We start from the raw sequence: 24,596 nt of genomic DNA on the forward strand, positions 1-24,596 counted from the left end.
TCAGCGACGCCGCTGCTGACGCCCAGTTGTCTTTTGAGAGCGATACTCCTGCTCAGGCGCACTCTCCTGGAGCTGACGGATGCTCTCGACCGATGAGCCAAACAGCATCGCGGAGGCGATCAAGACGCCTCGCAGATAAATCAATCTGGTGCGAGGAATCTCCGCCGGTGTATTGCGAACGAATGTGCCAAGAAAAATCGTGAGGATGATGCCGATGCAGGCACCGATGAGAGCAGCCCAGAGAACTTTGAAACCGTTGAATCCACTTGGTGCATACTTCATGAGCTGATCAGTGGAGAGCCGTCATCAGCGCTTGACGGGGATCCCTCAGATGCACCACCCGCCTGCCCAAGCAGAGACTTGAGAACGACATAAAACACCGGGATAACAATGAGCGACAGAACGGTGGCAATCAACAGACCACCGAACACAACAGCTCCGAGAGACGTCTGACTGCGAGCGCCTGCACCGCTGGCGAAGACCAGCGGCATGAAACCAAAGAGCGAGGAAATCGCCGTCATCAAGATCGGCCTGAGGCGGGAACCTGCTGCAAAACGTGCAGCCTCCAGTGCATTCGCACCAGCCTGCATCCGCTGGTTAGCCATATCCACAATCAGGATTCCATTGCCAGCCGCCAGGCCGATCAACATCACCAGACCCACCTGTGCGTAGACATTGAGCACCTCACCCCGCAAGGCCAGGAAGGCGAGTGCGCCGAGCATGGCTGTCGGTACCGTCATCAGAATGATCAGCGGATCGGAATAACTTTCGTATTGCGCCGACAGCACCAGATACACCGCGAGGATGCCGAGCGCAAAGATCACCACTGCCAGGGCACCGGCCTTCACTTCCTCACGGGAAATTCCAGTCCAGTCGAAACTGAGGCCCTGCGGACTGAAGGTCTCAAAGATGCCCTTCATTGCCGTGATCGCCTGACCAGAGCTCTTTCCGGCCGCAGGCGCTCCTTCGATTTTGATGGCCCTGTAGAGATTGAAGTGAGGTACCACCGTGGGGCCGAGTGTTTCACGCACGCTGAAAAACTCCGCGAGCGAAATCAGATCACCGTTGGAGCTTTTGACGTAAAGAGCTGAAAGGCGCTCAGGGGTCGCACGGCTCTCAGCATCAGCCTGCACATAAACCCGACGCACCTTGCCCTCCTGGAAGGTGTCGTTCACATAGAGGCCGCCGAAGTTGATGCTGAAGGTCTTCATCGCAGCTCCGAAGTCAACGTCAACGGCGGCCATGCGATCACGATCCACCTGAATCTCGATCTGTGGCGATTCAGGAGCGAACAGCGTGTAGACACGATTGAGATCAGGGTCTGCGTTACCCGCCTGGATCAGGCGCCCTGCCGTGCTGTAAAAATCAGCCAGGCTGTAGGCCCCACCACTCTGATCGAGAAGCTGAAACTCGAATCCACCTCCGGTGCCATAACCAGGAATGGCCGGAGGTTCAACGACGAACACCCTGGCACCATCCACCGACCGGGCCAGCTTTTGATTGAGCCTTCCGACGATCGCCCCCACGGTCTGGTCCCGCTGCTTTCGCTCAGACCAATTGCTGGTGCCGAAGAAGAACAGGCCCTTGTTGGGACTGTTGCCATCCAGGCTTGCACCGCTGAACACGGACGCCGCAGTGATGTTCTTTTCCGTGCGCAGTACGGCAGCCACCTGCTGGTTAATCGCTTCAGTGACCTGTGTGGAGACGCCCTCCGGCGCCTGCACCACGCCAATCGCATAACCCTGATCTTCAATCGGCACAAACCCACCGGGAATGGCCCGGAAGGCAACGGCCGTGAGCAGGATGCCGATGCCGAGGATGCTCATCACCAGTCGACGTCGACCGAGAGCCCACTCCAAAGCGGCGGCGTAGCGGCTCTCCATCACGGCATACCCGCTATTGAATTGGGAGAAAATGATTGGCGTGAACCAACCCAGAGTCAGTCCCAGAGCTGGATAGAGCATCACGGGGATGACCCGACTGACTCCAACAAGAATCAAGCCGGTAATGGCTCCACCGATGGTGAAGGGCAGTGTGACCGGTCGATCGATCAGGCGGCCAAGCAGCAGACCAATCAAGGCACCAACAGCCATCGGGATCATCACCAGAGGCGCCCCAGCACCAACCACCAGCAACCCATACACAAAACCGATCACCATGCCTGCGATGGCATAGCTCCGACGTCCGGGATCCTTTGATTCACGCGCCAGCAGCAGTGCTGACAACATCGGCGAGAAGGTAAGAGCGTTGAAAGTGGAAATGGCGATCGAGAAGATCACCGTGGCCGCGAACTGTTTGTAGATCGTTCCTGTCGCACCAGGGAAAAACAGAACTGGCAGGAACACTGCGAACTTCACCAGCGAGGTGGCGATGATCGCTGAGAACAGCTCATCCATGGTGGCTTTCGCTGCCTCCAGGGCCGTCATCCCCTCCACTTTTTTGGTGGAAGTGTCCTCGATCACGGTGATCGCATCGTCGACCACGAGACCCGTGGCCAGCACCAGACCGAACAGCGTCAGCTGATTCAGGGAAAAGCCGAAGCCCAGGACCAGGCCAAAGGTGCCGATCAATGCCACAGGGATGGCGATCCCCGGAACAAGAGTGGCCTTCCAGTTCTGAAGAAACAGGAAAAGAATCAGAACCACAAGCACCACGGCATCCCGCAGGGAATTCACCACGCCCTGGATGGAGGCACTGATGAAGTCGGTGTTGTCGTAGATCTTCTCCATCTTCATGCCCACAGGCATGGTCATCTCAAAGTCAGCGAGCACCTGCTTCACACCGTCCGACACCTCGAGAGCGTTACTGCCTGAGAGCTGATAAACAGCCAAACCAACAGACGGAACCCCCTGAAGGTCGGTGGCGCTGACGGCATAGGACTCACCACCAAGCTGAACGCTGCCCACATCCCGGAGGCGTACCAGACCACCCTCCTCAGCGGCTCGCACCACCATCTGCTCGAAGTCCTCAACGCTGCGCAGGCGGCCCTGCAGCTGCACAGTGAAGGTGAATTGCTGCCCCTTCGGTGAGGGCTCACCGCCGACCTGACCAGCAGGAACAAGACGATTCTGGCTGGACAGCTGATTGACCACATCACTGGAGGTGAGGCCAAAACTGGCGAGCTTGTCGGGGTCAAGCCACAGCCGAAACGCCAGTTTTCGATTACCGAAGTAGGTGAGATCCCCGACACCGCTCACCCGCTTGATGGCATCGGTCAGATTCAGATCCAGCAGTCCACTGATCGTCTCAGCGCTGTAGGTGATCTGGTCAGGATCCGCGCTGCCGAAGTTGTAAACGAGCAGAATCGAATTGGACGCTTTGTTGACGCTCACGCCGGCCTGACGTACCTCCTCAGGGAGTTGCGGTTCAGCCAGAGCCACACGATTCTGAACATTGACCTGGTTGATGTCACCGTTGGTGCCGCTGGCGAAAGCCACATCAATGGAGCTGACCCCGTCCGCGGAACTGTTGGACCTGATGAAGTCCATGTTCTCGACACCGTTGATCTGCTGCTCAAGAACACTGGTGACACCCTCCTCAACAGAAACGGCATCGGCACCGGTGTAGTTGGCCCTCACCTTGACGGTGGGAGGAGCAATGTCCGGGAGGTTTTCGATTGGAAGGATCGGAATCGCAATCAATCCCACGATCACGATCAGAATGCTGCAGACCGTTGTAAGAACGGGTCTGGTGATGAAATTATTCGAGGCGGACATGACTCAGTCGCTCAGTTCTTCACCTTCACCGGCACACCGTGACGCAGGCTGAGCAGATTGCTGGTGATCACGTTCTGCCCCAGCTTCAAGCCTTTGATGACGGGATAGCGATTGTTCTGCAGGGCACCAAGATTGACCGGCGTTTGCAGCGCAAACAGAGTGCCGGGAGAAATCACGCCGCGATCAATTCCCCGTTTGATCCTGTCCAGGTCAGCCTTGCCAGGCTGTGCTTCAAGCTCCTTGAGCGTTCCAACACGGAACACAAAGCTCTGGCCGGACGTCTGCGTTACGGCAGCAAATGGAACGGAAGGCTGCTGGCGGGAGTCCAGCTGAACCCTGGTGCGCAACCTCTGACCGTTACGCAGCTTGCCATCTGGATTGGGGAACTGCGCCATCACCAGAAGCGCCTGTGTTCCAGAGTTGATTCCGGGGTCAACCGACATTACCGAGCTCCTGGCCATCACCTCGTTCCGGCCAGGAAGACTGAGCAACACCGGCAGTCCAATCCTGATGCGGTCGGCATAGGTTGAAGGCACCTCCACCCTGGCCTTGAGGGAGTTGTTGCGAATCAACTTGGTGAATGGGTCGCCATTTCTCACCACATCCCCGACCTGCACAGAGATGTCTGCGACTGTTCCAGCGATCGGTGACTGCAGATTGCTGTAGGCCAGGGTGGCCTCCTGAGCTTTGACCTCTTCTCTAGAGGCGATGTAGATCGCACGCCGTTGATCACGCTCTGACGCTTCCGCAGCACCCAGAGGCACCAGGAATTCATAGCGTTTCAGCTCCAGCAGATCCTTTTGCTCTTTGGCTTTCAGCCCGGCCAGCTTGGCCTGCTCCTGAGCCTGATCAAGGGTCATGAGCAACTGCCCCGGGATCACCCGATCTCCCTGTGTGATCTTCAGTTCAATGATCCGGCCTGATGCCTGGGCAGCAAGCTGAACCAGATCGCTGGCTTCGAGGGTGCTGACCGTATCGACGTCATCGGTGAATGCAGACTCGGTGACTGCAGCCTGCTGCACCTCTGGCAGGGGTCTTTGCGGGTCACCACCTTTTCCGCAGGCACCGAGGATGAACAGCGTCAGTGCGAAAGGTAGGAAGGGTCGGGTGAGACGCACAGCCATGACTCAATCGGCCGCATTATGACGGCGTTCTCGATGTCAAAGGCTCAAATTGAGCAAGAATCATCCGATCGGGAATCAATGCCGTGGGCGGACCTTTGAAACAGGATCTGTTCAGCCATCATGGAGAAGCTGCTCGGCTGAGGCAGGCACCCCTCGCCGATCGGCTGCGACCCCGCACTCTCGATGAATTCGTGGGGCAGGGAGCGATCCTGGCGGAGGGTCGCTTACTGCGGCGAGCCATCTCAGCTGACCGTGTCGGAAATCTGATTCTGCATGGCCCACCAGGGGTCGGAAAGACCACCCTGGCGCGGATCATCGCCAATCACACAAGAGCCCATTTCAGTTCTCTCAATGCCGTGCTCGCCGGCGTCAAGGACCTGCGCTCTGAAGTGAACGATGCCGGTCAACGGCTCGAACGCCATGGGCTGCGCACCATCCTGTTCATCGATGAGGTGCATCGTTTCAACAGCGCCCAGCAGGATGCTCTGCTGCCCTGGGTGGAGAACGGCACGCTCACCCTGATCGGTGCCACCACTGAGAACCCTTTCTTCGAAGTCAACAAGGCGCTCGTCAGTCGCTCCAGGCTGTTTCGTCTGCAGAGCCTGGGTCCGGAAGACCTGAATCGTTTGCTGCAGACAGCACTCCACGACAAGGAGCGTGGCTACGGCGAACGCCATGTGGAGATCAGCGCTGAGGCCTCTGACCACCTCGTCAATGTGGCGGGAGGTGATGCGCGCAGCCTGCTCAATGCGCTCGAGCTCGCCGTGGAAAGCACCCCTGAAAATCAGCAGGGCGTGATCGCCATCGACCTTGGCATTGCGGAGGAATCCATTCAGCAGCGCGCCGTGCTCTATGACAAGCAGGGTGATGCGCACTTCGACACGATCAGTGCCTTCATCAAATCCCTGCGGGGCTCGGATGCCGACGCTGCACTGTTCTGGCTGGCACGGATGATCGAAGCCGGTGAAAACCCTCGCTTCATTTTCCGGCGCATGCTGATCTCTGCCGGCGAGGACGTGGGCCTTGCGGACCCGCAGGCGGTGGTGGTGGTCGAAGCCTGTGCCGCGGCCTTTGAGCGCATCGGCCTGCCGGAAGGACTGTATCCACTGGCCCAGGCAGCTCTGTACCTGGCATGCACCGAAAAAAGCAACAGCACCAGCGGCATGTTCGAAGCGCTGCGTCAGGTGCGTGAAGCACAGGGACAGGATGTGCCTCCTCACCTGCGCGACGCCAACCGCGATGGCGATGCCTTCGGTGACGGCAAGGGCTATCGCTACCCCCATGCCTTTCGTGAACACTGGGTGGCACAGCAGTACCTGCCCAGCGCTCTGCAGGGTGAGGCCTTCTGGTCACCAAGTCGCCAGGGATGGGAGGGACAACGTCGCGAACGGATGCTGGAACGGCGTGCCGCTCAGCTGGCGGCATCAGCCGAGGCGGTCGACGAATATCCGCTGTTGGTGAGCAGCGGACCGGAGCAACCCCAGCTGGAGCGTTGGCTGCAACGTCAATTGTCCGTGGATGGCGAACGTCTGCAGGAGCTGCGTCAGAGATTGTGGTCCGATCTTTGCTGGCAACGCACAGATCGCGTACTGATCATTGGAGGACGTTCACTGCTCTGGTCGCTTGATCCCCTCGGATCCGTGGCCGAGGGCGGGCTCACCATTCTCTGTTCGTCCTCAACGGAACAGCTCCGGCTGGAAGCGCAATTGCAGTTGCTTGATCCTCTCCATCAACCAGCTGTCCTTGCCGATGGTGCGGCACTGGAGCAACTGAGCCCTGACCACCTGTTTGAAGTGGTGGGCGGGCGACTGAATCAGGAGGATCTCAGAGCTCCTGACCTTGAGATTTTTTGGACTCAGGTGAGCTCGCGTTCGACACGCGGCGCTCAGTTGAGGTTGTTGCTGAGTGAACCCCAACTGGGGCCGGCGGGAGGGTTGCTGGAGCTTGATGCGCGCGCTGGAGATACAAGCAGTTCTCAGTCATCGCTGAAGACCCTGGCCTCACTGGAATCGATCTGGCTGAATCAGGCGGAACAGCGCCGGTTGCTGCTGAATCAGCTGGAGCGGTGCGGTTGGGTGACGAATCAAAGCAGCTGGCAGGAATCGCTCAAGCTCTCTATTGAGCCAAGCCTGATCGAACGCTGGCTCGGAGCAAACCGCCCATACCGAAGAGCGCTTGAAGGAACCGGTGAAGTCAGTGAAGCCGCACTGTCTGAACTGCGTCGCGGGCTTTTGCGGCAACGGGGCAGAGCTCTTCCCCAGAGTCTTCGTCACTGGCGTATCGAAGGCCGACTGGACTGAACGCCTACAAAAAAAGCTCCGGCAGTGCCGGAGCTTGTAAGACGCATTTGAAGAAACCGGAAGGGTTTCCAGCGATCACCAGAGGCCGCGAACGGGAGCTGCAGGTGCTGGCTCCTCAGCGGGGAGAATCTGATTGGCCTGCACACATGCGGGCAGGAACACGTACCAGGACAGCAGTGAAGTGGACTGAGGCTCGTCAAGACCTTCCTTACAGACGTTCTGAGCGCCATCAGAAACGCCGTTGTCGTTCAGACGGAAGTCGACGGGAAGCTCTCTCATGATGCCTGCGGAGGAAATTTCTCCATCAGCAGCATCGAGAATGATGGCGGAGCGAAGGGCGACCACTGCGGTCTTCTTCTTCTGCCAGTAGGGGAAGTAGCTGCGGGTCTGGTCATCCAGAAACGCCACTCCATCGGCGGAGTACAGGAAGCGAGACACACCAACAAGATCCACGTCGTAGGTCTTGGTCATGCCCTCTTGAATTTCTTCAGCAGTCCAACCGGAGTTGTTGATACCTGCTTGAAGAGCACGGTCAGTGATTTCGCCATCGTTGAAGAACTTGGCGAAAGCTGATGCTTTGGTGGTCCAGACAGCGCCACCGGACACCCAGCGCACAGGGCGCTTGGTGCCAGCTTCAGCGGCGACAGCCAGAGTGGAAATGGAAGCGGCGGCGAGAGCGCCGGCTGCAAAACGGGTGAACACGGACGGCGAGAAAAGACGTCTTTTTAATCATATCCGTAGGAAAATGAGTTGCCAACAAAACGGGGGCTGAAAACGCAAATGAGGACAAATTCGCCTCAAAAGGACCACTCAAACAAGACTCATGAATCTCAATGGATGCATGGATCTCGGAGTGAAGCGTCTCGATTGATTCGCGCGTTACGTGAAGTCCGTCCCGAGAAGCATCGGTTTCACTTGAATCCAAAGTTATCTGATTTGAACGAGTCAATCGCCTTATCAGGAAACTGATGCTGTTTCAGGTTGCATCCAGCAGCAGAAGCTCAAACAGTCAGACCTGAAGTTGACACTGACCACGATCCAGATACTCCTGATAGTTGGGCTGTGCTCAAGCCTGTACTTCCGGGAGGGTGGATGACAGCGAAAACAAGCGTTGGGGTTTCGAAAAAGCGACTGTTCACGCAATGCAGAGAAGACAGTTCTGCAGAAAAATCTTTTTGGAGACGACAACTCCAAAGCGCCATGCCCCCTGAGATCTCAACTGAGCAGCAACCTCCAGATCAAGATTGCGATGCATGGCACTGCGAAGTGTGGAGCTCACCTCCCAGAAACCCAGGTCTTCTGCGATGGAGCCTTGCTGCCACTTGATTGCAGCCTCCTTGACCAGCCATCGATCGAGAACCTGTTGTCGCAGCTGATCCCCTTCCAATTCAATCAACTCACTCTGCTCAGACTCAGTGAAGAATCGGCGCACCAAGGCCTTTGCAGCCTGAAGTTTCCTGTCCGCACGCTCCAGATCCACACCGATGGGTTGCTGAGACCAACCCAACAGACAAGCATCAGCGCAATGACTGAGACTTACATATCCCCACCCGTCGCGAAGACGCGGTGGCGCAGATGGAGGTGCCTGCAACGGCACCTGGAGAGGTGAAGAGCCATGCAGCGTGGCCAGACAATTTCGTATCCAGCTTCGCGATGCCAGGAACAGCTGGGCACGGGTCCCTGGAATTCCTGAGGCCCAGTCACGCTCCTGCTGGCTCACCGCAAGCACTTCAGTCGGAGCATCAGGCCTGATCTGCTGCATCCACAACGCGGTTACGCTTCCGCCGACAGTGCGGCTACTCATGACTCTGCAGATCGGCGATCCCGCCCCTGACTTCACACTTCCCGATGAAAACGGCACGCCCATCACACTTTCGTCTCTGAAAGGACAACGCGTGGTGATCTATTTCTATCCGAAAGACGCGACTCCCGGCTGTACAAAGGAAGCGTGCAATTTCCGCGACCGCTGGAGCGACCTCAAGGCCCATGGCATCAAGGTGCTGGGCATCAGCAAAGACAACGCCGCATCCCATGCGCGCTTCATCGCCAAACAGGAGCTTCCCTTCACCCTGCTGACCGACGCGGAGCCCTGCGCAGTGGCCAGCAGCTATGAGAGCTATGGCCTGAAGAAATTCATGGGTCGTGAGTTCATGGGAATGATGCGTCACACCTTTGTGGTGGATGCGGAGGGAAAGCTTGAACTGATCTACAGAAAGGTCAAAGCCGATTCAATGGCCGATCAAGTGCTGAGCGATCTTGGACTGGGCTGACCAGCTTGACCATCGTCTGCATTACAAGATCAGGGGCATGATTCAGAGCAAGCCCCTGATCTCGTAAAGACTGCACTAATAAAGGAGCATCACCCCCGCACAGCCAGAGTGAAGAGGGATCGAGTTCCTGAGCTCTGACGATCAGACCGGCGAGACTTTCGAGCACGCCCCGGCGCATCGCCGAACATGGAGTTCTTGGGAATGACATCCCATCGCAGAGGTCCTCATTCCATTCGTCAGGAACTGACAGCGCTTCGGTTCCTTCTGCCATAGCCAGCAACTGCAGCCTGAATCCGGCAGCAAGCCAGCCACCATGGAATCCGCCATCGCCTGTCACGCGCGTGAGGCTGAGAACGGTTCCGGCATCAACAACCATCAGCGGACCAGTTCCTGCAGATAGATCCCAGGCACCCCATGCCGCCAGCGCCCTGTCAATGCCAAGCCATGGCGGCATATCCCTGAGCGGAATTGCATCAAGGCAGAGACGGCTGTCTGGGCTGAGGACCGAATCGTCAGGCACGCGTCCTACAGCCGCCCAAGAACACAGCGAAGCAGAATCAGTCAGCAGTGAAGGCTCCGGCTGGGAGTGGCTGTAGCTCCATGAGCCGCTCCGGGATCGCTCAGCCCAGTGCCAGCGACTGTTTCCAATCAGCAGACAGCGCTGCTCAGACCGCATGGTCAGATGCCATCGCCCATGACTCCAGGCACATGGATTCCGCACTCCTGACGCTGGCCGCCGAAGCGAGTGCTGCGGCCATCGGACTCAAGACCGTCAGGCGCACTGGAATGCCAGTCTCCGACTGTGGAGTAGCCCTGATCAAAAAGAGGATGCTGCGGCAGATCATGCTCCTGCATGTAATAGAAAACATCTCGCTTGGTCCAGCTCAACAAAGGGCGCAGAGACAGGCGATCGCGGATCGGATCAATCACAGTCATGGTCTTGCGCAGTTCGGTCTGGCCGTGCCGGACTCCACTGGCCCAGCACGACACTCCCCGTTCGGTGAGCGCGATCTCGAGCGGCTCCACCTTGCGTAGCTGCAGATACAGATCCAGGTCCTGCTCTCTGCCGGTCTCCCAGAGCTTGCCGTGCAGTGCCTCCATACGGGCGGGAGACATGGAGGACTGCGCCACCACGAGCTCATGACCCAGTCGTTCACAGAGAGTGGTGGCGTAGCGGTAGGTCTCCGCAGGCAGATATCCCGTATCAACCCAGATCACAGGCACGTTCTCCGCTCCGGAGAGGCAGCTGAGCATGTGCAGCAGCACCGACGACTGGATGCCGAAACTGGTCGTGACCGCGAAACCGCCACCGAATCGATTAAGCGCCCACTGCAGACGTTGCAGAGGATTCATCGGATCCAACTCTGCTCGCATGGTTTCAAGCCCGTCAGACGCCGTCCCCGAATTCACACCATCAGCGGTGCTGATCATGTCTGTGGTGCTCTGGCTCATGCACCCATCCTCCAATGCCGAGGTGACCACAGGTCTGCCTATGGTTTCAACACACTCAACAGAATGCCTTGGCTTCTCCTGCAACCGGTCAAGTGAAACCGATTGTGGTGATCGGCGGTGGATTCGCCGGATTAACAACAGCACTCGAGTTCAGTCGTCTGCATCCCCGACCAGCGGTCGTGCTGATCGAACCCCGTGACCGCTTCGTGTTCGTGCCTCTGCTTTACGAGCTGATGAGCGGAGAGCTCAAGGGATGGGAGGTTGCTCCTGATTATGCGTCCCTTCTCCAGGGGCGTGGGATCAGTCATCTGCAGGATCGAGTGAGTTCCATCGACCTGGATTCCAGAAGCGTCACCACTGCCTCTGGACAATCGCTGCACTACAGCCAGCTGGTGATGGCCACAGGTGCTCAACCTGACGATTTCGGGATTCCGGGAGTGCGCGAGAACGCACTGCAATTCCACACGCTGACCGATCTGCAACCTCTTCAGGAAAGACTCCAGCAGCTGCGACGGCGACCATCCGGCACAGGATCACTGATCATTGCCGGCGCCGGCGCCACAGGGGTCGAACTGGCGTGCAAGGTCGTGGACATTCTCAATGGGGCTGCCAGTGTGCAACTCATTGAGCTGGGCGATCAGATCCTGCCGAGATCCAAAGCCTTCAACAGGGAGCAGGCCGAAAAAGCACTGCACAAACGGGGGGTCACCATCCAGCTCAACACCAGAGTTGAGTCGGTTTCAGCAACATCCGTAACGCTGAGCGGACAAGAGGGCACCCGTGAGTTGCTCCATGACGGACTGGTCTGGACTGCGGGCAGCCGCCCCACGCTTCCTGATCTCTCCCCGAGCATGGAGCTCCACAGAGGACGGGTGCCCGTGACAGAGGGGCTGCGTCTGCCGGCCTATCCGGATGTTCTCGTGCTTGGTGACATCGCTGTTGATCCCGATCGGGATGAGCTGAACAGCTGGCCTCATTCCGCGCAGGCAGCAATTCAGCAGGGGCAGTTTGCTGCCAGAGGACTGCAGGCGAAGCTCCGGAACGAGGATGACAGTGCTTTTTCCTTCAAGGATCTCGGCGAAATGCTCAGCCTTGGTGTGGGCGATGCCACCGTCACCGGTCTGGGACTGACCCTGGCGGGCCCTCTGGCTTTCAAGCTGCGCAGGCTCACCTACCTGACGCGACTTCCTGGGCTCTCGCTTGGTCTTCGTGCAGCCGGAGCCTGGCTGATCAGTCCTTGAGACAGGCTCATCTGGCAGGGAGAACCAGGGGACTGCGTCCATCGCAGCTCAAGCAGCTGGAGCGCCTCAGCCACCGTCGCCACCCCGATGATTCCGGTGCTGACGTTTTCACGCTGGAACGGCTTGCCGAACTGGCTTTGAAACTTGAGGAAACGCTGCATCTGCTGATCGACAACCGCGGTGTCTGCCGCCTGCTCTGGATTGGGCCACTCGGAGAATCCGATCGACTGGACCGTCATCTTCCAGGCGGCTCCAGGCGCCGTTCAAGGGAATGGCGCCTGATCAGCGCATTGAATGGACGCCGTTCACCGGATCTGGTGCCGGATGGCCGCGATGCGGTGATCGCCCTGGATGTTCAGCCCGAGTCATGGCTGCGCTACCAGGCCGTGACCTCTCGAGGTGGAACTCGCAGCGGGTCACTTTGGGTTCCAGAGCCCATGGCGGACTGCGGCTGGACCTGCAGTGAAACTGGCGATCTGCCGATGTTGTGCAGCTGCCAAAGCCATGGAAGCCATGCCGATCCGGTTGGCGAACCTTTTGAGGCAATGCAGCAGCACCCCACAACAGTGGAGCAGGTGCTGCTGCTCACTCTCACCGGCACAGACCAGGCAAGGAACGAGCGTGAACTGGCCGAACTTGAAGGACTGACGCGCAGTGCCGGTGCCAGAACGGTTGCCGTCTGCCGACAGCGTCAGGGACAGATCAATCCTCAGACACTCTGGGGCACCGGCAAGCTGCAGGAAGCGGCCTTGGACATCCGCAAGCACGGTGCAACGCTGGTCATCACCGACAGAGAACTGACACCTGTTCAGGCGAGAAACCTGGAGAGACTGCTGGACTGCCCGGTGATGGATCGGAGTGAGCTGATCCTCGACATCTTTGCCCAGAGAGCCTCCAGTGCTGCTGGACGCCTTCAGGTCGAACTGGCCCAGCTTCGCTACAGACTGCCGAGGCTTGCGGGGCGCGGATTGAGCCTGTCTCGGCAGGGGGGTGGCATTGGCACCCGCGGACCAGGTGAAACCCAGCTTGAGAAAGACAGGCGTGCCATCAGCAGACGCATCGACCACCTGGACAGGGAATTGGGCCAGCTGGGAGCACACCGAGCCCGGCTAAGGGAGCGACGCCAGGACATTCCCGGTGTCGCGCTTGTCGGCTACACGAATGCCGGCAAGTCATCACTGCTCAATGCGCTCTGTGATCGCACGCCGGGAGGAGCTGTGCAAGCAGAAAACATTCTGTTTGCGACCCTCGATCCCACCACACGTCGACTCTGCCTGCCGAGGGCCGGCGCCGCACCCCGCGAGCTGTTGATCACCGACACAGTGGGATTCATCCGTGAACTGCCGGCCCCTCTGATGCAGGCCTTCATGGCCACATTGGAGGAAACGCGCAATGCGAACCAGCTGCTGCTGGTGGTGGATCTCGGAGATCCCGACTGGCAGGGCCAGCTCAAGGCCGTTCACTCAATCCTCGATGGTCTTGGCTGTGAACAGCCAAGACAGGTGGTGGCGAACCAGATCGACCGATGCCTCGCAGGAGCCCTGGAACGGATCCGTGAACTGGAGCCTGAAGCCCTGTATGTCTCCGCCACCCTTGGGACAGGCCTGAAGGGTCTGCGATCATGGCTGGAACAGACGTTCTGGGAGTCCACACCAGAAGCAGTCAGCCCACCTCTTCCGGAGCCGACAGGCGCGCCCCCCAATGGTTGAGCTCGTTGCCGCTCTGCAGAACGGAGACGCTCAGATCACTCTTGCAGTGCTGATGCTTGCGGTGGTGCTGTTCATCAACGGCGCAATGGCACCCGAGCTGGTGGGGCTGCTCAGTGTGTCCCTGCTGATGATCGGAGGAGTGCTGACCCCAATGCAGGCCCTGAGCGGGTTCGGAAGCCCGGCACTGATCACTCTGATGGGTTTGTTCGCCGTTTCCGCAGCCCTGTTCCGCAGCGGCGCACTTGATCGACTGCGGGAACTGATTGCGTCCGAACGCATTAACAGTCCCAGGCGCATGGTCGGGTTGCTGGGCCTTGTGGTGGCACCGATCTCCGGGGTGGTGCCCAACACCCCGATCGTCGCCAGCCTGCTGCCGGTGCTTGAAAGCTGGTGCCAGAAGCGAGGGATCGCGCCATCAAGGGTGCTGCTTCCTCTTTCATTCGCCACACTGCTCGGGGGAACACTCACGCTGCTCGGCAGCTCTGTGAATCTGCTGGCCAGTGACATCAGCCAGCAACTTGGCTTCGGGTCTCTGGATCTCTTCAGTTTCAGCGCTATCGGAGTGCCGGTGTGGCTGGCCGGAGCGAGCTACATGCTGTTGGCGCCTCGCGCGTTGCTTCCGGACAGGAAGACAACCGATGACCAGCTCAGCAGCAATCAGTCACTGACTGGGTACTTCACAGAAGTGACCATCCCAAGCTCGTCCTCCCTGATCGGACAGACACTCCGGCACAGCCGGCTGCAACGTCGCTTTGATGTGGACGTTCTCGAACTTCAGAGAGGTGGGGAACGAATCCTTCCTCCACTGGCCGATCGTTGCATCGAAGCCGAGGATCGCCTGCTGCTGAGGGTCACCCGCACAGATCTGCTTCGTCTGCAACAGGACCACACCATTCAGCTCGCCTCAGCCAGTGAGGCTTCCACGGATCAGCTCGCCGTTGTCAACACCGAACAAGCCGCCGGCGAAGGGGTCGTCGGTCAGAAAACGGTGGAAGTGCTGCTGCCAGCTGGATCCACGCTGGCCGGTGCCAGCCTGCGGGAACTGCGCTTTCGGCAACGACACAACGCAACGGTGCTTGCACTCCGCCGAGGTCAGCAGACGGTTCAGGAACGACTCGGTCAGGCCGTGCTGCGTGAGGGCGATGTTCTGTTGCTCCAAGCTCCGCTGGATGCCATCAGGGGGCTTCAGGCCAGTAATGATCTGCTTGTACTTGACCAGCTTGAGAACGATCTGCCCTCCGTTCGGCGCAAGCCTCAAGCCGTCACGATCACGGCGCTGATGCTCTTGGTGCCCACGCTCACCGACGTTCCGCTGGTCGCAGCGGTGCTTCTGGCGGTAGTGCTGCTGGTCCTGACCGGATGCCTGAGAACGGGAGAAGTCCAACGCTCGATCAGGCTGGACGTGATTCTTCTGCTCGGATCTCTTTCCAGCTTCAGTGTGGCTCTTCAGACCAGCGGACTGGCCGACGCCATGGCATCCGCAATGGAGCGAACCCTGCTGAACTGTCCTCCTTACTGGGGTCTCCTGGTGATTTTTCTGGCGACCAACCTGATCACCAGCGTGATGAGCAACGCCGCATCGGTCGCTCTGCTGATCCCTGTGGCCACCCAGCTGGCGCCTTCTCTGAGCGTCCCACCCCAGGCTCTGTTGCTGACCGTGCTGTTCGGAGCCAGTCAATCGTTCCTGACTCCCATGGGATATCAGACCAACCTGATGGTGTTCGGACCAGGCCGTTACCGCTTTTTCGATGTGGCTCGCTACGGAGCCGGTCTCACAGTGTTGATGACCTTCCTGGTTCCAGGACTGATCCTTGCCCAGTCTGGAGGGGGCTGAGCACATGGCACTCCCTCGGGCCATTCATCGCACTCAGGCTTGGTACAGACGCCTCACCGTGCCCCAGTTCACGGTCGTGACGGGATTGCTGGTGATCACCATCGGGACAGTGCTGCTGTCCAGCCCGCTCTGCTCCAGCAAGAGTGTCGGGCTCTGGGAAGCGCTGTTCACAGCCACGTCAGCGGTCACCGTGACAGGCCTGACCGTGATCGACGTCGGTCGGGATCTCACCATCGTTGGTCAGGCCGTTCTGGCATTCATGATCCTGGTGGGAGGTCTCGGCCTGATGGCGATCACGACTTTCCTTCAGGGATTCGTGGTGCGTGGAGCCTCACTGAAGCGTCGTCTGGACCGTGGCCAGGCCCTTGATCAGTTCGGGGTGGGTGGGGTCGGAGGCACGTTCAGAAGCATCGCCCTCACTGCTGCAGTACTGATCGTCATCGGAGCTGTTGTTCTCTACACCTACGGCTTTTCAGATCTTCCTGCGGGTGGAGAAAGGCTTTGGGCAGCGCTGTTTCACAGCATCTCGGCCTACAACAACGCTGGATTCGGCCTCTGGAACGACAGCCTTGAGAGCTACCGGACGAATCGGGTGGTGAATGCTGTGATCATGCTGCTGATCGTTCTGGGAGGACTCGGCTGGCGTGTGACCAGTGATCTCTGGAGCAATCGGCAACGTCTCAAGCGCCGCAATCTCAGTCTTCACACACGCCTGGTGCTGAGAACATCCATTCTCCTCATCCTGATCGGGACCTTCGGACTGCTGCTGACCGAATCCTTATCCAAGGGGCACATCCTCACGACAATGGGGTGGCCAGAACGACTGATGAGCGCCTTGTTCGAATCAGTGAGCGCCAGAACAGCCGGCTTCACCACAGTTCCGCTCTCTGAGCACAGTGTTTCCGACTCAGGGTTGTTACTGCTGATGGCCCTGATGTTCATCGGCGCCAGCCCAGGAGGGACTGGAGGGGGCATCAAAACAACCACGGTTGCAGCACTGATGGCAGCCACCCGATCCACACTTCGCGGTCAGGACGATGTCGTCATCCGTCACCGTCAGATTTCAGACAAGGTCGTGCTGAGGGCCGTAAGCATCGTGATGGCCTCTTTGATGTTTGTGCTCGTGATGGCGCTGCTCCTGGCCCTCACCATCAATCAGAACAGCGAAGATCCGGTCACCTTCCTGGAACTTCTGTTCACCTGCATCTCGGCCTTCGCCACCGTGGGAATGGACCTCGGCGTGACCGAACATCTCGGGCGGTTCGGGCAACTGATTCTGGTGGTGGGAATGTTTGTTGGCCGTCTTGGAATACTGCTGCTGCTGAGTGCCATCTGGGAGAGCTTCGACCGCAACCAGCTGCAGCGCCAGAATCGGATCGGTTATCCCCGTGAGGATCTCTATGTCTGAACGAAGCTCGATGGGACTGATGGCATGAGGGAGTGGTGGCACTGGTCGCCTGCTGAAGACGGCGACCCCCGCAGCTTCGGGATCGTGGGCGTGGGTCGCTTTGGCAGTGCTGTTTGCCGCCAGCTGATGCAGAGCGGCGCTGACGTCCTTGCCGTGGATCGTTCCTCGAAAGCGATCGAGGAGCTCAGGCAGCTTGAGCCCTCCATCGAAGCAAGGGTTCTGGACTGCACCGACGAGGAATCACTCAGGGAAGCGGGAATCCTCGACATGGACACCGTTGTCGTGGCCATCAGCGAACCGATCGAAGCCAGCATCACAGCCACCCTGATTGCCAAAGACAGCGAGGGCACTCGCGTGCGTCGGGTGATTGCGCGCGCGACGAGCGATCTGCACGAGAAGATGCTGAAACGTGTTGGTGCCGACCGCGTGGTGTTTCCCTCGCGGATGCAGGGAGAGCGACTTGGTCTTGAGCTGGTTCGCCCCAATCTGATGGAACGACTGGAGCTTGACGAGCTCAATTCGATCGAGGAGATCAAGGTGCCGGAGCGCTTTGTGGGTCTATCACTGCGCGATCTCAATCTGCGCAAGAACTACCGGGTCAATGTCCTGGCAGCGGGACCCGCTGCAGACCTGATGGTCAATCCACCCGCATCACACGTTCTGAATGAAGGCCACGTTCTTGTGGTGATGGGCTTGACCGATGACCTTCAGAACCTTCCCAGGACCTGAGCGGAATCATGCGCGTTCTCGGGTTGATGAGCGGCACAAGCGCCGATGGAGTGGATGCGGTTCTTGCTGAGTTCAGCGGGCCATCGACAACCCCACGCTGGAGCCTGATCCACAACGTCTCATGCCCTTATCCCTCAGACCTGCGCAGGCGAATGCTCGCGATGGCCCAGGGGGAGGCCACGCCTGCAGCGGCCATTCTGGAACTCGCTGAAGCGATCACGGAACAGCAGGCAGACGCTGCAGAAGCCTGTGACCCTGATCGTTCAGCCAGCCTCGTCGGCTGTCACGGTCAGACGATCTGGCACCGCCCTCCTGAAAGCGACGCAACAGGAAGGCTCCGACGTGGGTGCAGCTGGCAGATGCTTCAGGGGCCTCTGCTCGCACAGATGCTGGAGCGACCTGTCATTCACGATTTCCGAGCCGCCGACCTCGCACTGGGAGGTCAGGGGGCACCTCTGGTGCCAATGGCGGATGCTGCTCTCATGGGCAGGATCGACGGCTGGCGCGCTCTGCTGAACCTTGGAGGCATCGCCAACATCACGTTGATTCCCCCATCGCGGGGGCCCGATCGGAAGCGACCTGTGCTCGGCTGGGACTGCGGCCCAGCCAACAGCCTGATCGACCTGGCGATGGAAGCTTTCAGCGATGGGCGGGAGCGCTGCGACAGGGACGGACGTATGGCGGAACTTGGGCGGGTGATGGATGAGCCTCTGGCGAACTGGCTGCGTGAGCCTTATTTCCTCCAGAGAGCACCGAAGTCAACCGGACGGGAGTTGTTTGGGCGAAAGGATCTGGAACGGAGACTCAGTGAACTTCAACCGGCCTGCCGCGAAGACCAGATGGCCACACTCACAGCCTTCACAGCCGCTGTGGTGGCGAGGGATCTGCAGCAGCTAAGCCATTTCAACCTTCCACTGCCGGTGGAAATGGTGGTGGCGGGAGGAGGCCGACGCAACAAAACTCTGATGCGGGAACTGCAGTCGCGTTGCCTTGGCCTGAGAGTGCTCCCCAGCGACAACCTGAATCTTCCCTGCGAGTCGCGCGAAGCTCTGGTGTTTGCACTGCTGGCCTGGTGGCATCACCGCCGGCATCCCGGCAATGCACCCTCAATCACAGGGGCTGAACACAGCTGTGTTCTTGGAGTTCGTGCCGAACCGGCTTGAACAGTCTCAGCCAAGTCCCAATCGAAAGGATCAGCCTGGACGATGCAGTCTCAATCTCCTGGGAGCTCCCCGGAGTCGACGAGGCTGCTGAGCCTCCAGTGCTGAGCGCAGTCGCTCAGTAGAAGTAGGAGCTGGCGCCATTGAGGAACCGGTCTGTTCCAGGCGCAGGACGCCTTGCTGAATCAAAACCTTGGCCATGTTGCTGACGGTTCTGCACTCCTGTTCGGCCAAGGCCGTAAGCCGATGACAGAGCTCTTCAGGCAAGACCACCTGAATCCGCGGCGATTTCGGCTTCCCGCTGGATGAGGTTTGGCGGGTCGCCACGAACCATGAGGCAGAGATACCTAAAAGTGTACAGAGATGCGCAAGGGTAGTATCCAGCACTATGATGTGCTCATCGAATCATTTCCAGACGCTCGGCTCATCACCCCAGGACTGCTCATCAACGATTCCGCCAGGACTGCCATGCCCCGTACAACCAGCCAGGCCTCCAGCACCCGCCCGGCAGCCCCACGTAACCGCAGGGCTGCAGCTTCACGTCGATCCAGACGTGCCGCTGAAAACAGCGACGTGCTCGTGTCGGCTGTGATCAGCTCCTATCTGCTGACTCACCTGCACCATGTGCTGCAGCGAGCCGAATACGGCGCAGTCCAGGAGGGGAGGATGTCCCAGGCAGCCAACTATGCCCAGCTGCGCAAAGTTCTCTGCATGGATGCTCGCAGCATGCAGGACGCCTCGGCATCAGGCCTCAAGGAAGCCGATCTCGACCAGGCCGCCTAAAAGACAGAAGCAGAGAGCCCATGGGCACGCGACGAAGGCATGGATAGGGTTTGCACAGATGTCGGTGCGTCATGAGCAATGCAGCAGAGCTGTACGCGAAGATCGAACAGGACCGGGATCTGACACGTGCCCTGTTCAGACAGGCTCTACAGAACCCAGATGGAGCCATTCAGGCCATCTGTCAGATGGGAGAGAAGATGAACCTTCCAGTGACAGACAGCGAGGTCAAGACATACATCAATGGTCTGGATGACGAACTCAGCAAACAGTGGCTGATCAAAGCGAGGGGCGGTCTTTGATCATTTGGCTGGACTTGGTGGGTGAAGCCGGCACAGGCTGACGTTCCCTGCTGCCACCTCCTCCGGCCCAGCTGAAGAACAACCAGTAACTCACCAGAGCCAGCCCTGCGGCCACCACCAGGGCGGCGACCTGCTCCAGCCTTCGCATCAACGCAGCTTCTCTCTGTCAACACAGTCTGCCCACACCCCGACGCGAGATGATGGAGTTTCTCCGCGTCTTGGCCGGTGCTGCGACTTGAGCACGTCAGCAAGATCTATCCCACAGGGGAAGTGCTCAGGGACGTTACCTGGGAGATCAAACCTGGGGATCGCATTGGCCTGGTCGGTGTCAACGGCGCCGGCAAATCCACTCAGATGCGACTGATCGCCGGCCACGAAGACCCGACCAGCGGCTCGGTTGTCCGCCAGGGGGAACCTCGCATCGCTTTCCTGCAGCAGGAATTTGATGTGGACCCTAGCCGTTCAGTTCGACAGGAGCTCTTTCAGGCCTTCGGGGAAGCTGCCACGGTGCTTAACCGTCAGCGCGAAGTGGAGGATGCAATGAGCTCTGACCGCGCAGCTGAAGATCCGGACCACCTTGACAAGCTGATTCACGAGCTGGGACAACTGCAGAACCGGTTCGAGGCCCTGCACGGCTATGAACTGGACGCGCGCATTGACAAGCTGCTACCCACCATCGGCTTCACTTCGGACAGTGCGGAGTGCCTTGTTGGGGACTATTCAGGCGGATGGCAGATGCGCATCGCGCTTGGAAAGATTCTTCTGCAGGACCCGGATCTGTTGCTGCTCGACGAGCCGACCAACCATCTTGATGTGGAAACCATTCAATGGCTCGAGGGTTATCTGCAGGAGCAGACGGCAGCACTTGTGGTGATCAGTCACGATCGAACCTTTCTCGATCGCGTCTGCAACCAGATCGTGTCCACTGAAAGGGGTATTTCCAGAAGTTATCTCGGCAACTACACGGCACATCTCGAACAAAAGAGGCTGGAGCAGGAAGCGACGCAGGCGGCCTTCGAGCGTCAGCAGAAGGAGATCGCCAGTCAGCAGGCCTATATCGATCGATTCAGGGCCAGTGCCACACGAAGCACCCAGGCCAAGAGCCGGGAGAAGCAGCTGGAGAAGGTGGAACTGGTCGACGCTCCGATCGAAAGCGTCGCCGGGCCGAGTTTCCGTTTCCCTGAAGCACCCCGCTCCGGTGCTCAGGTTGCTCTGATGGAAAACCTCACTCACAGTTACGGCGATCAGATCCTCTTTCTTGGAGCGGAACTGGAAGTGGAACGGGGAGATCGAATTGCTTTTGTCGGGCCGAATGGAGCTGGAAAGTCCACGCTTCTACGGCTGATCATGGGCATTGAGTCGCCGGACGAAGGCTCGGCTCACCTGGGTGAACACAACGTGATCGCCCGTTATTTCGAACAGAACCAGGCGGAAGCTCTCGACCTGAGCAAAACCGTGATCGACACCATGTTTGAAGCAGTCCCTGACTGGACACAGACGCAGGTGCGCTCGCTGCTGGGAAGCTTCTGCTTCAGCAATGACACAGTCTTCAAGGAGGTCGGCAAGCTCAGCGGTGGCGAAAAGGCTCGGCTCGCATTGGCTCTGATGCTGCTCACACCTTGCAATCTCCTGGTGTTGGACGAGCCCACCAATCATCTCGACATCCCCGCAAAACAGATGCTGGAAGACGCTCTTTGCGCCTACGAGGGAGCAGCTCTGCTTGTGTCTCACGACCGTTACTTCATCTCACGTGTCGCCAACCGCATCGTCGAACTTCGCGATGGCGAACTTGTGCTCTACCGAGGGGATTATTCCTACTACGTTGAAAAGAAAGCCGAAGAGAAAGAAGCCGCCGAAGCCGCCCTCCGACAGGCGCAACAGGACGCAAAGAGAAAGGCCAAACGCGAGAAGCAGAAAGAGCGGGACGCGAAACGTAAAAGTGCTGCTTGAATCCAACCTGACGGCATGGAAGACGAAACTTCATAAACCGTTAGGCAGGAAGACTTATTTCCCTTTACCCGCTGTGAACGTGTGCATAAGCTGACATCACTGATCTCGGCACTCGATGAGAAACACAGAAACTCAGCCAGCCGGATTCAGTGAAGTCAACGGATCAAGCCCCAATCAAACAGGCGAACACGTACAGACATGGGATGCCGTTGAAACCTACTTCGAGTGCATCACCACCTGCTCCCTGGATGATGGGGAATGCATCACACGTTGCGTGGAGCAACTCAAGGATTCGGATGATTCTTGACAGTTGATCAGGGCGTTTTCAAAGCACTCATTTCAACCGGTCTCACCGTGACTGGAATTTTCTGTCCCTGCCGTTTCACGCTGAGGATCAGTTCCTGACCAACAGCACTGCGATCGATGGCAGTGACCACTTCAGCAGGATTCCGAACGGGCTTTCCTGCCACTGAAACAATGACATCGTTCACCTGAAGGCCGGCAAGGGCACCTGGGCCTCCAGGCATCACCGAGCGGACAACCGCACCTCGAGGGGCAGTGCCTCCAGGCGTTGGCGCAGGCACTGTCGAGAGACCGATACCGACCATCGGATGACTGGCCCTGCCCTGAGTCACAAGCTGCTCGGCGATGGTTCTCGCCCTGTTGATCGGGATCGCAAATCCCAGACCGGCGCCGGGACCCGAACGCACCAGTGTGTTGATCCCCACCACCTCACCGGCGGCATTGAGAAGCGGACCACCTGAGTTCCCCGGATTGATGGCGGCGTCGGTCTGAATCAGATCAAGACGTTTGCCCTGGATTCCGAGCTGGGACACGTTGCGGTTGAGGTTGCTCACAATGCCGAGCGTCACTGTGTTCTCCAATCCGAAAGGATTGCCGACAGCGATGGCCCAGTCACCTACTCGCAACCGATCCGAATTACCGAGGGAGGCCGTTGGCCAGAGGCCGCCCCCCTTGAGCTTCACGACCGCGAGGTCAGTCACCGTGTCCTGACCAACAACTTCGCCGGACACTCGTCTGCCGTCAGGCAGACCCACCATCACCCGATCCATATTCTCAACCACGTGCGCATTGGTCAGGACCAGACCCTGGGCATCGAAGATCACACCGCTGCCCTGTCCACGTTCGACGCGAGCCCGTGGAGACGGTGATCCCTGCAAACCGAAGAATCGCTGAAAGAAGGGATCGATCAACAGTCCCTGTGGTAACCCTGCGCCACCGGCGGCTCTCACGGTTCGCTGCGTTTCCAGAGTGACCACAGCGGAACCGCTTCGGGCCACAGCCGCGGCGACAAATGACTGTGCCGTCAAACCGGAGGAAGCTGCGAGCGCCGCTGAGGCATGCCCTTCCCGCAGTGGCATGGCCAGCTCGGCAGGGCCGATCAGTGACAGCCCAACGATCAAAGGCAGACACCGGCGGCGAACATGCATCACCGGAGCGGACTTCAAATCACAAACGAATGGTGCCACAGCCATGGAGAGGGCATCGACGAATTTCGAGAATCTGACGTTAATGAGCGCAATCCTCCGTGGACAGGGGGAAGCACCCCTGATTCCATGACCAGATGCAACCAACAGTGCTCCATGAACAAGCACAACTGGGCGGGAAATGGCGATGATGGTGTGCAGAGAGGGTGTGTCCCAGTACGACAACCGCCGACATCCCATGATCAGCAGTCTTTTCCCCCTGATTTACGGACTGGTTTTCCTTGCCCTGCTGTGGCAAGCCTTCCGGGTGATGGGGCGAGGGTTCAGCGCAGCAGTGCGTTCTCCAGGGACGACTGACACCCCTGTGGACCGAACCGGCAAGGTGACCATTCATCCGGAGCTGCTTGATGGAGATGGTCGGTTGACGGAAGAAGATCTGCTCACCGTCCGCTTCAGTGGCGAGGACGAAACTGGAGAACCTGGGGTGCGCTCCAGTGAATAGGTTGGGTAAGACAGCTGCGCGGCAGCTCGACTCGGACTCGTAGGGGGAACCTCCTGGTGGATCAAAGAACACGGATCGTTGCCGCGGTGATCAAATCCGTGAAACTCCCTCCCCGCTTTCGCCTGCGTTTGCTCAAGGAGGATCCGGTGCGTCTGGAACTCAGCCTCACTCCGGCTTACGGCAAGGATCCGATCCAGGTGGGTCTGGTGGAGTCACTCGATCTGGTTGCACGACGCGACCGTGAAGGTCGCATCCCAAGAGATCTTCAGGGAACCTGGGACTGGACAGTCAGGCATGGCCAGGTGAGTACCGGTGGCTGGAACCCCTACCTCAAAGAAGCCCTGCAGACGATGTTCGAAACCGGACTTCCCGCAATTGTCTACGAGGAACTAACCGGAGAGGATTACCACCCTGTTGATGGTGCTCGCCACGTGCGCTGACCCCCGCATTCGAAAGCCCCCCGCGCTCTGCACCTTTCTGCGTGTAACGCCGTGCCAGCGGATACAGCCAAGCCGCCCGGCAAAGGGCTAAATAACTCTGGCCAGGCCTTAAAGGATTTCTTCATGGCCACGCTGAAACATCGCAGTTCCCCGCTCATCCGTTTGCTCACCGCAATGGGAGCTTTGACCAGCATTCTGCTGCTTGGGATCCTCAACTTCGTCCGCTGACGC

At 58.8% G+C, this 24,596-nt stretch carries 25 protein-coding genes; 15 read left to right on the forward strand and 10 right to left on the reverse strand.

All coding sequences use genetic code 11. The annotated features are described in order from the left end of the window. Genes SIB73_RS10495 through SIB73_RS10505 form a run of 3 tightly spaced genes read right to left on the reverse strand, consistent with a single transcriptional unit; the run spans position 1 to position 4,840 of the window. Positions 1-282 (reverse strand): hypothetical protein, encoded by a 282-nt coding sequence (locus SIB73_RS10495; protein ID WP_413405311.1) that lies wholly within the window; start codon positions 280-282, stop codon positions 1-3. Beyond that, complete coding sequence (locus SIB73_RS10500; RefSeq protein WP_413405309.1) at positions 279-3,716, reverse strand: efflux RND transporter permease subunit; 3,438 nt, start codon at positions 3,714-3,716, stop codon at positions 279-281. Before SIB73_RS10500 ends, SIB73_RS10495 begins: the two co-directional genes overlap by 4 nt. Before the next feature lie 11 nt (positions 3,717-3,727). After that, entirely contained in the window at positions 3,728-4,840 is a 1,113-nt protein-coding gene (locus tag SIB73_RS10505; protein ID WP_413405307.1) for an efflux RND transporter periplasmic adaptor subunit, read from the reverse strand. 95 nt (positions 4,841-4,935) lie between these two features. Here SIB73_RS10505 and SIB73_RS10510 point away from each other — a divergent pair, with 95 nt between their 5' ends. Further along, positions 4,936-7,140 carry an AAA family ATPase gene (locus SIB73_RS10510; RefSeq protein ID WP_413406268.1) on the forward strand — a complete coding sequence of 735 codons (2,205 nt, stop codon included), beginning with the start codon at positions 4,936-4,938 and terminating at the stop codon, positions 7,138-7,140. 75 nt (positions 7,141-7,215) lie between these two features. Here SIB73_RS10510 and SIB73_RS10515 read toward each other — a convergent pair whose 3' ends face one another. Continuing rightward, a complete protein-coding gene (locus tag SIB73_RS10515; RefSeq protein ID WP_413405306.1) occupies positions 7,216-7,842 on the reverse strand; it encodes an alpha/beta hydrolase in 627 nt (208 codons plus the stop codon). Positions 7,843-8,275: 433 nt separating this feature from the next. Continuing rightward, a complete protein-coding gene (locus SIB73_RS10520) occupies positions 8,276-8,944 on the reverse strand; it encodes a 4'-phosphopantetheinyl transferase family protein (protein WP_413405304.1) in 669 nt (222 codons plus the stop codon). On the opposite strand from SIB73_RS10520, the gene bcp reads away from it, so the two are divergent. Next, complete coding sequence (gene bcp / locus SIB73_RS10525) at positions 8,943-9,410, forward strand: thioredoxin-dependent thiol peroxidase (protein ID WP_413405302.1); 468 nt, start codon at positions 8,943-8,945, stop codon at positions 9,408-9,410. The genes SIB73_RS10520 and bcp overlap by 2 nt on opposite strands. Here bcp and SIB73_RS10530 read toward each other — a convergent pair. Both SIB73_RS10530 and SIB73_RS10535 read right to left on the reverse strand, forming a co-directional pair. After that, on the reverse strand, positions 9,358-10,086 hold the full coding sequence (locus SIB73_RS10530) for a type III pantothenate kinase (protein ID WP_413405300.1): 729 nt from the start codon (positions 10,084-10,086) through the stop codon (positions 9,358-9,360). The two genes, bcp and SIB73_RS10530, sit on opposite strands and share 53 nt — an antisense overlap. A 2-nt stretch (positions 10,087-10,088) precedes the next feature. Beyond that, positions 10,089-10,862, reverse strand: coding sequence for a phosphoadenylyl-sulfate reductase (locus SIB73_RS10535; RefSeq protein WP_413405298.1), 774 nt, complete (start codon positions 10,860-10,862; stop codon positions 10,089-10,091). A 68-nt stretch (positions 10,863-10,930) separates the two neighbouring features. On the opposite strand from SIB73_RS10535, the gene SIB73_RS10540 reads away from it, so the two are divergent. Genes SIB73_RS10540 through SIB73_RS10565 form a run of 6 tightly spaced genes read left to right on the forward strand, consistent with a single transcriptional unit; the run spans position 10,931 to position 18,946 of the window. Beyond that, entirely contained in the window at positions 10,931-12,103 is a 1,173-nt protein-coding gene (locus SIB73_RS10540) for an NAD(P)/FAD-dependent oxidoreductase (protein WP_413405296.1), read from the forward strand. After that, positions 12,100-13,812 carry a GTPase HflX gene (gene hflX, locus SIB73_RS10545; protein WP_413405294.1) on the forward strand — a complete coding sequence of 571 codons (1,713 nt, stop codon included), beginning with the start codon at positions 12,100-12,102 and terminating at the stop codon, positions 13,810-13,812. The genes SIB73_RS10540 and hflX overlap by 4 nt, the downstream gene beginning before the upstream one ends. Further along, complete coding sequence (locus SIB73_RS10550) at positions 13,805-15,646, forward strand: SLC13 family permease (RefSeq protein ID WP_413405292.1); 1,842 nt, start codon at positions 13,805-13,807, stop codon at positions 15,644-15,646. The genes hflX and SIB73_RS10550 overlap by 8 nt, the downstream gene beginning before the upstream one ends. A gap of 4 nt (positions 15,647-15,650) precedes the next feature. Then, positions 15,651-17,054, forward strand: coding sequence for a TrkH family potassium uptake protein (locus SIB73_RS10555; RefSeq protein ID WP_413405290.1), 1,404 nt, complete (start codon positions 15,651-15,653; stop codon positions 17,052-17,054). Between the two features lie 24 nt (positions 17,055-17,078). Beyond that, complete coding sequence (locus SIB73_RS10560) at positions 17,079-17,783, forward strand: potassium channel family protein (protein ID WP_413405288.1); 705 nt, start codon at positions 17,079-17,081, stop codon at positions 17,781-17,783. 8 nt (positions 17,784-17,791) lie between these two features. Further along, the gene (locus SIB73_RS10565) at positions 17,792-18,946 is read left to right on the forward strand and encodes an anhydro-N-acetylmuramic acid kinase (RefSeq protein WP_413405286.1); all 1,155 of its coding nucleotides are present in this window, start codon (positions 17,792-17,794) and stop codon (positions 18,944-18,946) included. A 30-nt stretch (positions 18,947-18,976) separates the two neighbouring features. Here the strand turns inward: SIB73_RS10565 and SIB73_RS10570 are convergent, their stop codons facing one another. Next, entirely contained in the window at positions 18,977-19,270 is a 294-nt protein-coding gene (locus SIB73_RS10570; protein ID WP_413405284.1) for a ribbon-helix-helix domain-containing protein, read from the reverse strand. Positions 19,271-19,411: 141 nt separating this feature from the next. Between SIB73_RS10570 and SIB73_RS10575 the strand changes: the two genes are divergently transcribed. Together SIB73_RS10575 and SIB73_RS10580 are read left to right on the forward strand one after the other, a co-directional pair. Further along, positions 19,412-19,726, forward strand: coding sequence for a hypothetical protein (locus SIB73_RS10575; protein WP_413405282.1), 315 nt, complete (start codon positions 19,412-19,414; stop codon positions 19,724-19,726). 71 nt (positions 19,727-19,797) lie between these two features. Then, positions 19,798-20,025, forward strand: a complete 228-nt coding sequence (locus SIB73_RS10580) for a hypothetical protein (RefSeq protein WP_413405280.1) — start codon at positions 19,798-19,800, stop codon at positions 20,023-20,025. Here SIB73_RS10580 and SIB73_RS10585 read toward each other — a convergent pair. Beyond that, positions 20,003-20,173: a hypothetical protein gene (locus SIB73_RS10585; protein WP_413439597.1), complete on the reverse strand. Its 171-nt coding sequence runs from the start codon at positions 20,171-20,173 to the stop codon at positions 20,003-20,005. The genes SIB73_RS10580 and SIB73_RS10585 overlap by 23 nt on opposite strands. A 77-nt stretch (positions 20,174-20,250) precedes the next feature. Between SIB73_RS10585 and SIB73_RS10590 the strand changes: the two genes are divergently transcribed. Beyond that, positions 20,251-21,975, forward strand: a complete 1,725-nt coding sequence (locus tag SIB73_RS10590) for an ABC-F family ATP-binding cassette domain-containing protein (RefSeq protein ID WP_413405278.1) — start codon at positions 20,251-20,253, stop codon at positions 21,973-21,975. A gap of 115 nt (positions 21,976-22,090) precedes the next feature. Further along, entirely contained in the window at positions 22,091-22,282 is a 192-nt protein-coding gene (locus SIB73_RS10595) for a hypothetical protein (protein WP_413405276.1), read from the forward strand. Between the two features lie 7 nt (positions 22,283-22,289). Here the strand turns inward: SIB73_RS10595 and SIB73_RS10600 are convergent, their stop codons facing one another. Continuing rightward, positions 22,290-23,426 (reverse strand): trypsin-like peptidase domain-containing protein, encoded by a 1,137-nt coding sequence (locus tag SIB73_RS10600; protein WP_413439792.1) that lies wholly within the window; start codon positions 23,424-23,426, stop codon positions 22,290-22,292. A gap of 235 nt (positions 23,427-23,661) precedes the next feature. Here SIB73_RS10600 and SIB73_RS10605 point away from each other — a divergent pair, with 235 nt between their 5' ends. From SIB73_RS10605 to SIB73_RS10615, 3 genes are read left to right on the forward strand one after another with little or no spacing between them, the layout of a single operon-like run. Further along, the gene (locus tag SIB73_RS10605; RefSeq protein WP_413406266.1) at positions 23,662-23,925 is read left to right on the forward strand and encodes a DUF2973 domain-containing protein; all 264 of its coding nucleotides are present in this window, start codon (positions 23,662-23,664) and stop codon (positions 23,923-23,925) included. Positions 23,926-23,981: 56 nt separating this feature from the next. Next, positions 23,982-24,365, forward strand: coding sequence for a hypothetical protein (locus tag SIB73_RS10610; protein ID WP_066911878.1), 384 nt, complete (start codon positions 23,982-23,984; stop codon positions 24,363-24,365). Between the two features lie 51 nt (positions 24,366-24,416). Next, a complete protein-coding gene (locus SIB73_RS10615) occupies positions 24,417-24,593 on the forward strand; it encodes a hypothetical protein (protein ID WP_413439598.1) in 177 nt (58 codons plus the stop codon). Positions 24,594-24,596: the final 3 nt, after the last annotated feature.

The organism is Synechococcus sp. MIT S9509 (assembly GCF_047303035.1).
Taxonomy (GTDB): domain Bacteria; phylum Cyanobacteriota; class Cyanobacteriia; order PCC-6307; family Cyanobiaceae; genus Synechococcus_C.

Bases quoted from the DNA above. Each gene is read 5' to 3' on its own strand.
- SIB73_RS10595 (WP_413405276.1), top strand. From the start codon at position 22,091: ATGAGAAACACAGAAACTCAGCCAGCCGGATTCAGTGAAGTCAACGGA.
- SIB73_RS10530 (WP_413405300.1), bottom strand. From the start codon at position 10,086: ATGCGGTCTGAGCAGCGCTGTCTGCTGATTGGAAACAGTCGCTGGCAC.
- SIB73_RS10555 (WP_413405290.1), top strand. From the start codon at position 15,651: ATGGCACTCCCTCGGGCCATTCATCGCACTCAGGCTTGGTACAGACGC.
- SIB73_RS10495 (WP_413405311.1), bottom strand. From the start codon at position 282: ATGAAGTATGCACCAAGTGGATTCAACGGTTTCAAAGTTCTCTGGGCT.
- SIB73_RS10560 (WP_413405288.1), top strand. From the start codon at position 17,079: ATGAGGGAGTGGTGGCACTGGTCGCCTGCTGAAGACGGCGACCCCCGC.
- SIB73_RS10535 (WP_413405298.1), bottom strand. From the start codon at position 10,862: ATGAGCCAGAGCACCACAGACATGATCAGCACCGCTGATGGTGTGAAT.
- SIB73_RS10500 (WP_413405309.1), bottom strand. From the start codon at position 3,716: ATGTCCGCCTCGAATAATTTCATCACCAGACCCGTTCTTACAACGGTC.
- SIB73_RS10600 (WP_413439792.1), bottom strand. From the start codon at position 23,426: ATGCATGTTCGCCGCCGGTGTCTGCCTTTGATCGTTGGGCTGTCACTG.
- bcp (WP_413405302.1), top strand. From the start codon at position 8,943: ATGACTCTGCAGATCGGCGATCCCGCCCCTGACTTCACACTTCCCGAT.
- SIB73_RS10520 (WP_413405304.1), bottom strand. From the start codon at position 8,944: ATGAGTAGCCGCACTGTCGGCGGAAGCGTAACCGCGTTGTGGATGCAG.
- SIB73_RS10575 (WP_413405282.1), top strand. From the start codon at position 19,412: ATGCCCCGTACAACCAGCCAGGCCTCCAGCACCCGCCCGGCAGCCCCA.
- SIB73_RS10550 (WP_413405292.1), top strand. From the start codon at position 13,805: ATGGTTGAGCTCGTTGCCGCTCTGCAGAACGGAGACGCTCAGATCACT.
- SIB73_RS10565 (WP_413405286.1), top strand. From the start codon at position 17,792: ATGCGCGTTCTCGGGTTGATGAGCGGCACAAGCGCCGATGGAGTGGAT.
- SIB73_RS10505 (WP_413405307.1), bottom strand. From the start codon at position 4,840: ATGGCTGTGCGTCTCACCCGACCCTTCCTACCTTTCGCACTGACGCTG.
- SIB73_RS10605 (WP_413406266.1), top strand. From the start codon at position 23,662: ATGATCAGCAGTCTTTTCCCCCTGATTTACGGACTGGTTTTCCTTGCC.
- SIB73_RS10580 (WP_413405280.1), top strand. From the start codon at position 19,798: ATGAGCAATGCAGCAGAGCTGTACGCGAAGATCGAACAGGACCGGGAT.
- SIB73_RS10585 (WP_413439597.1), bottom strand. From the start codon at position 20,173: ATGCGAAGGCTGGAGCAGGTCGCCGCCCTGGTGGTGGCCGCAGGGCTG.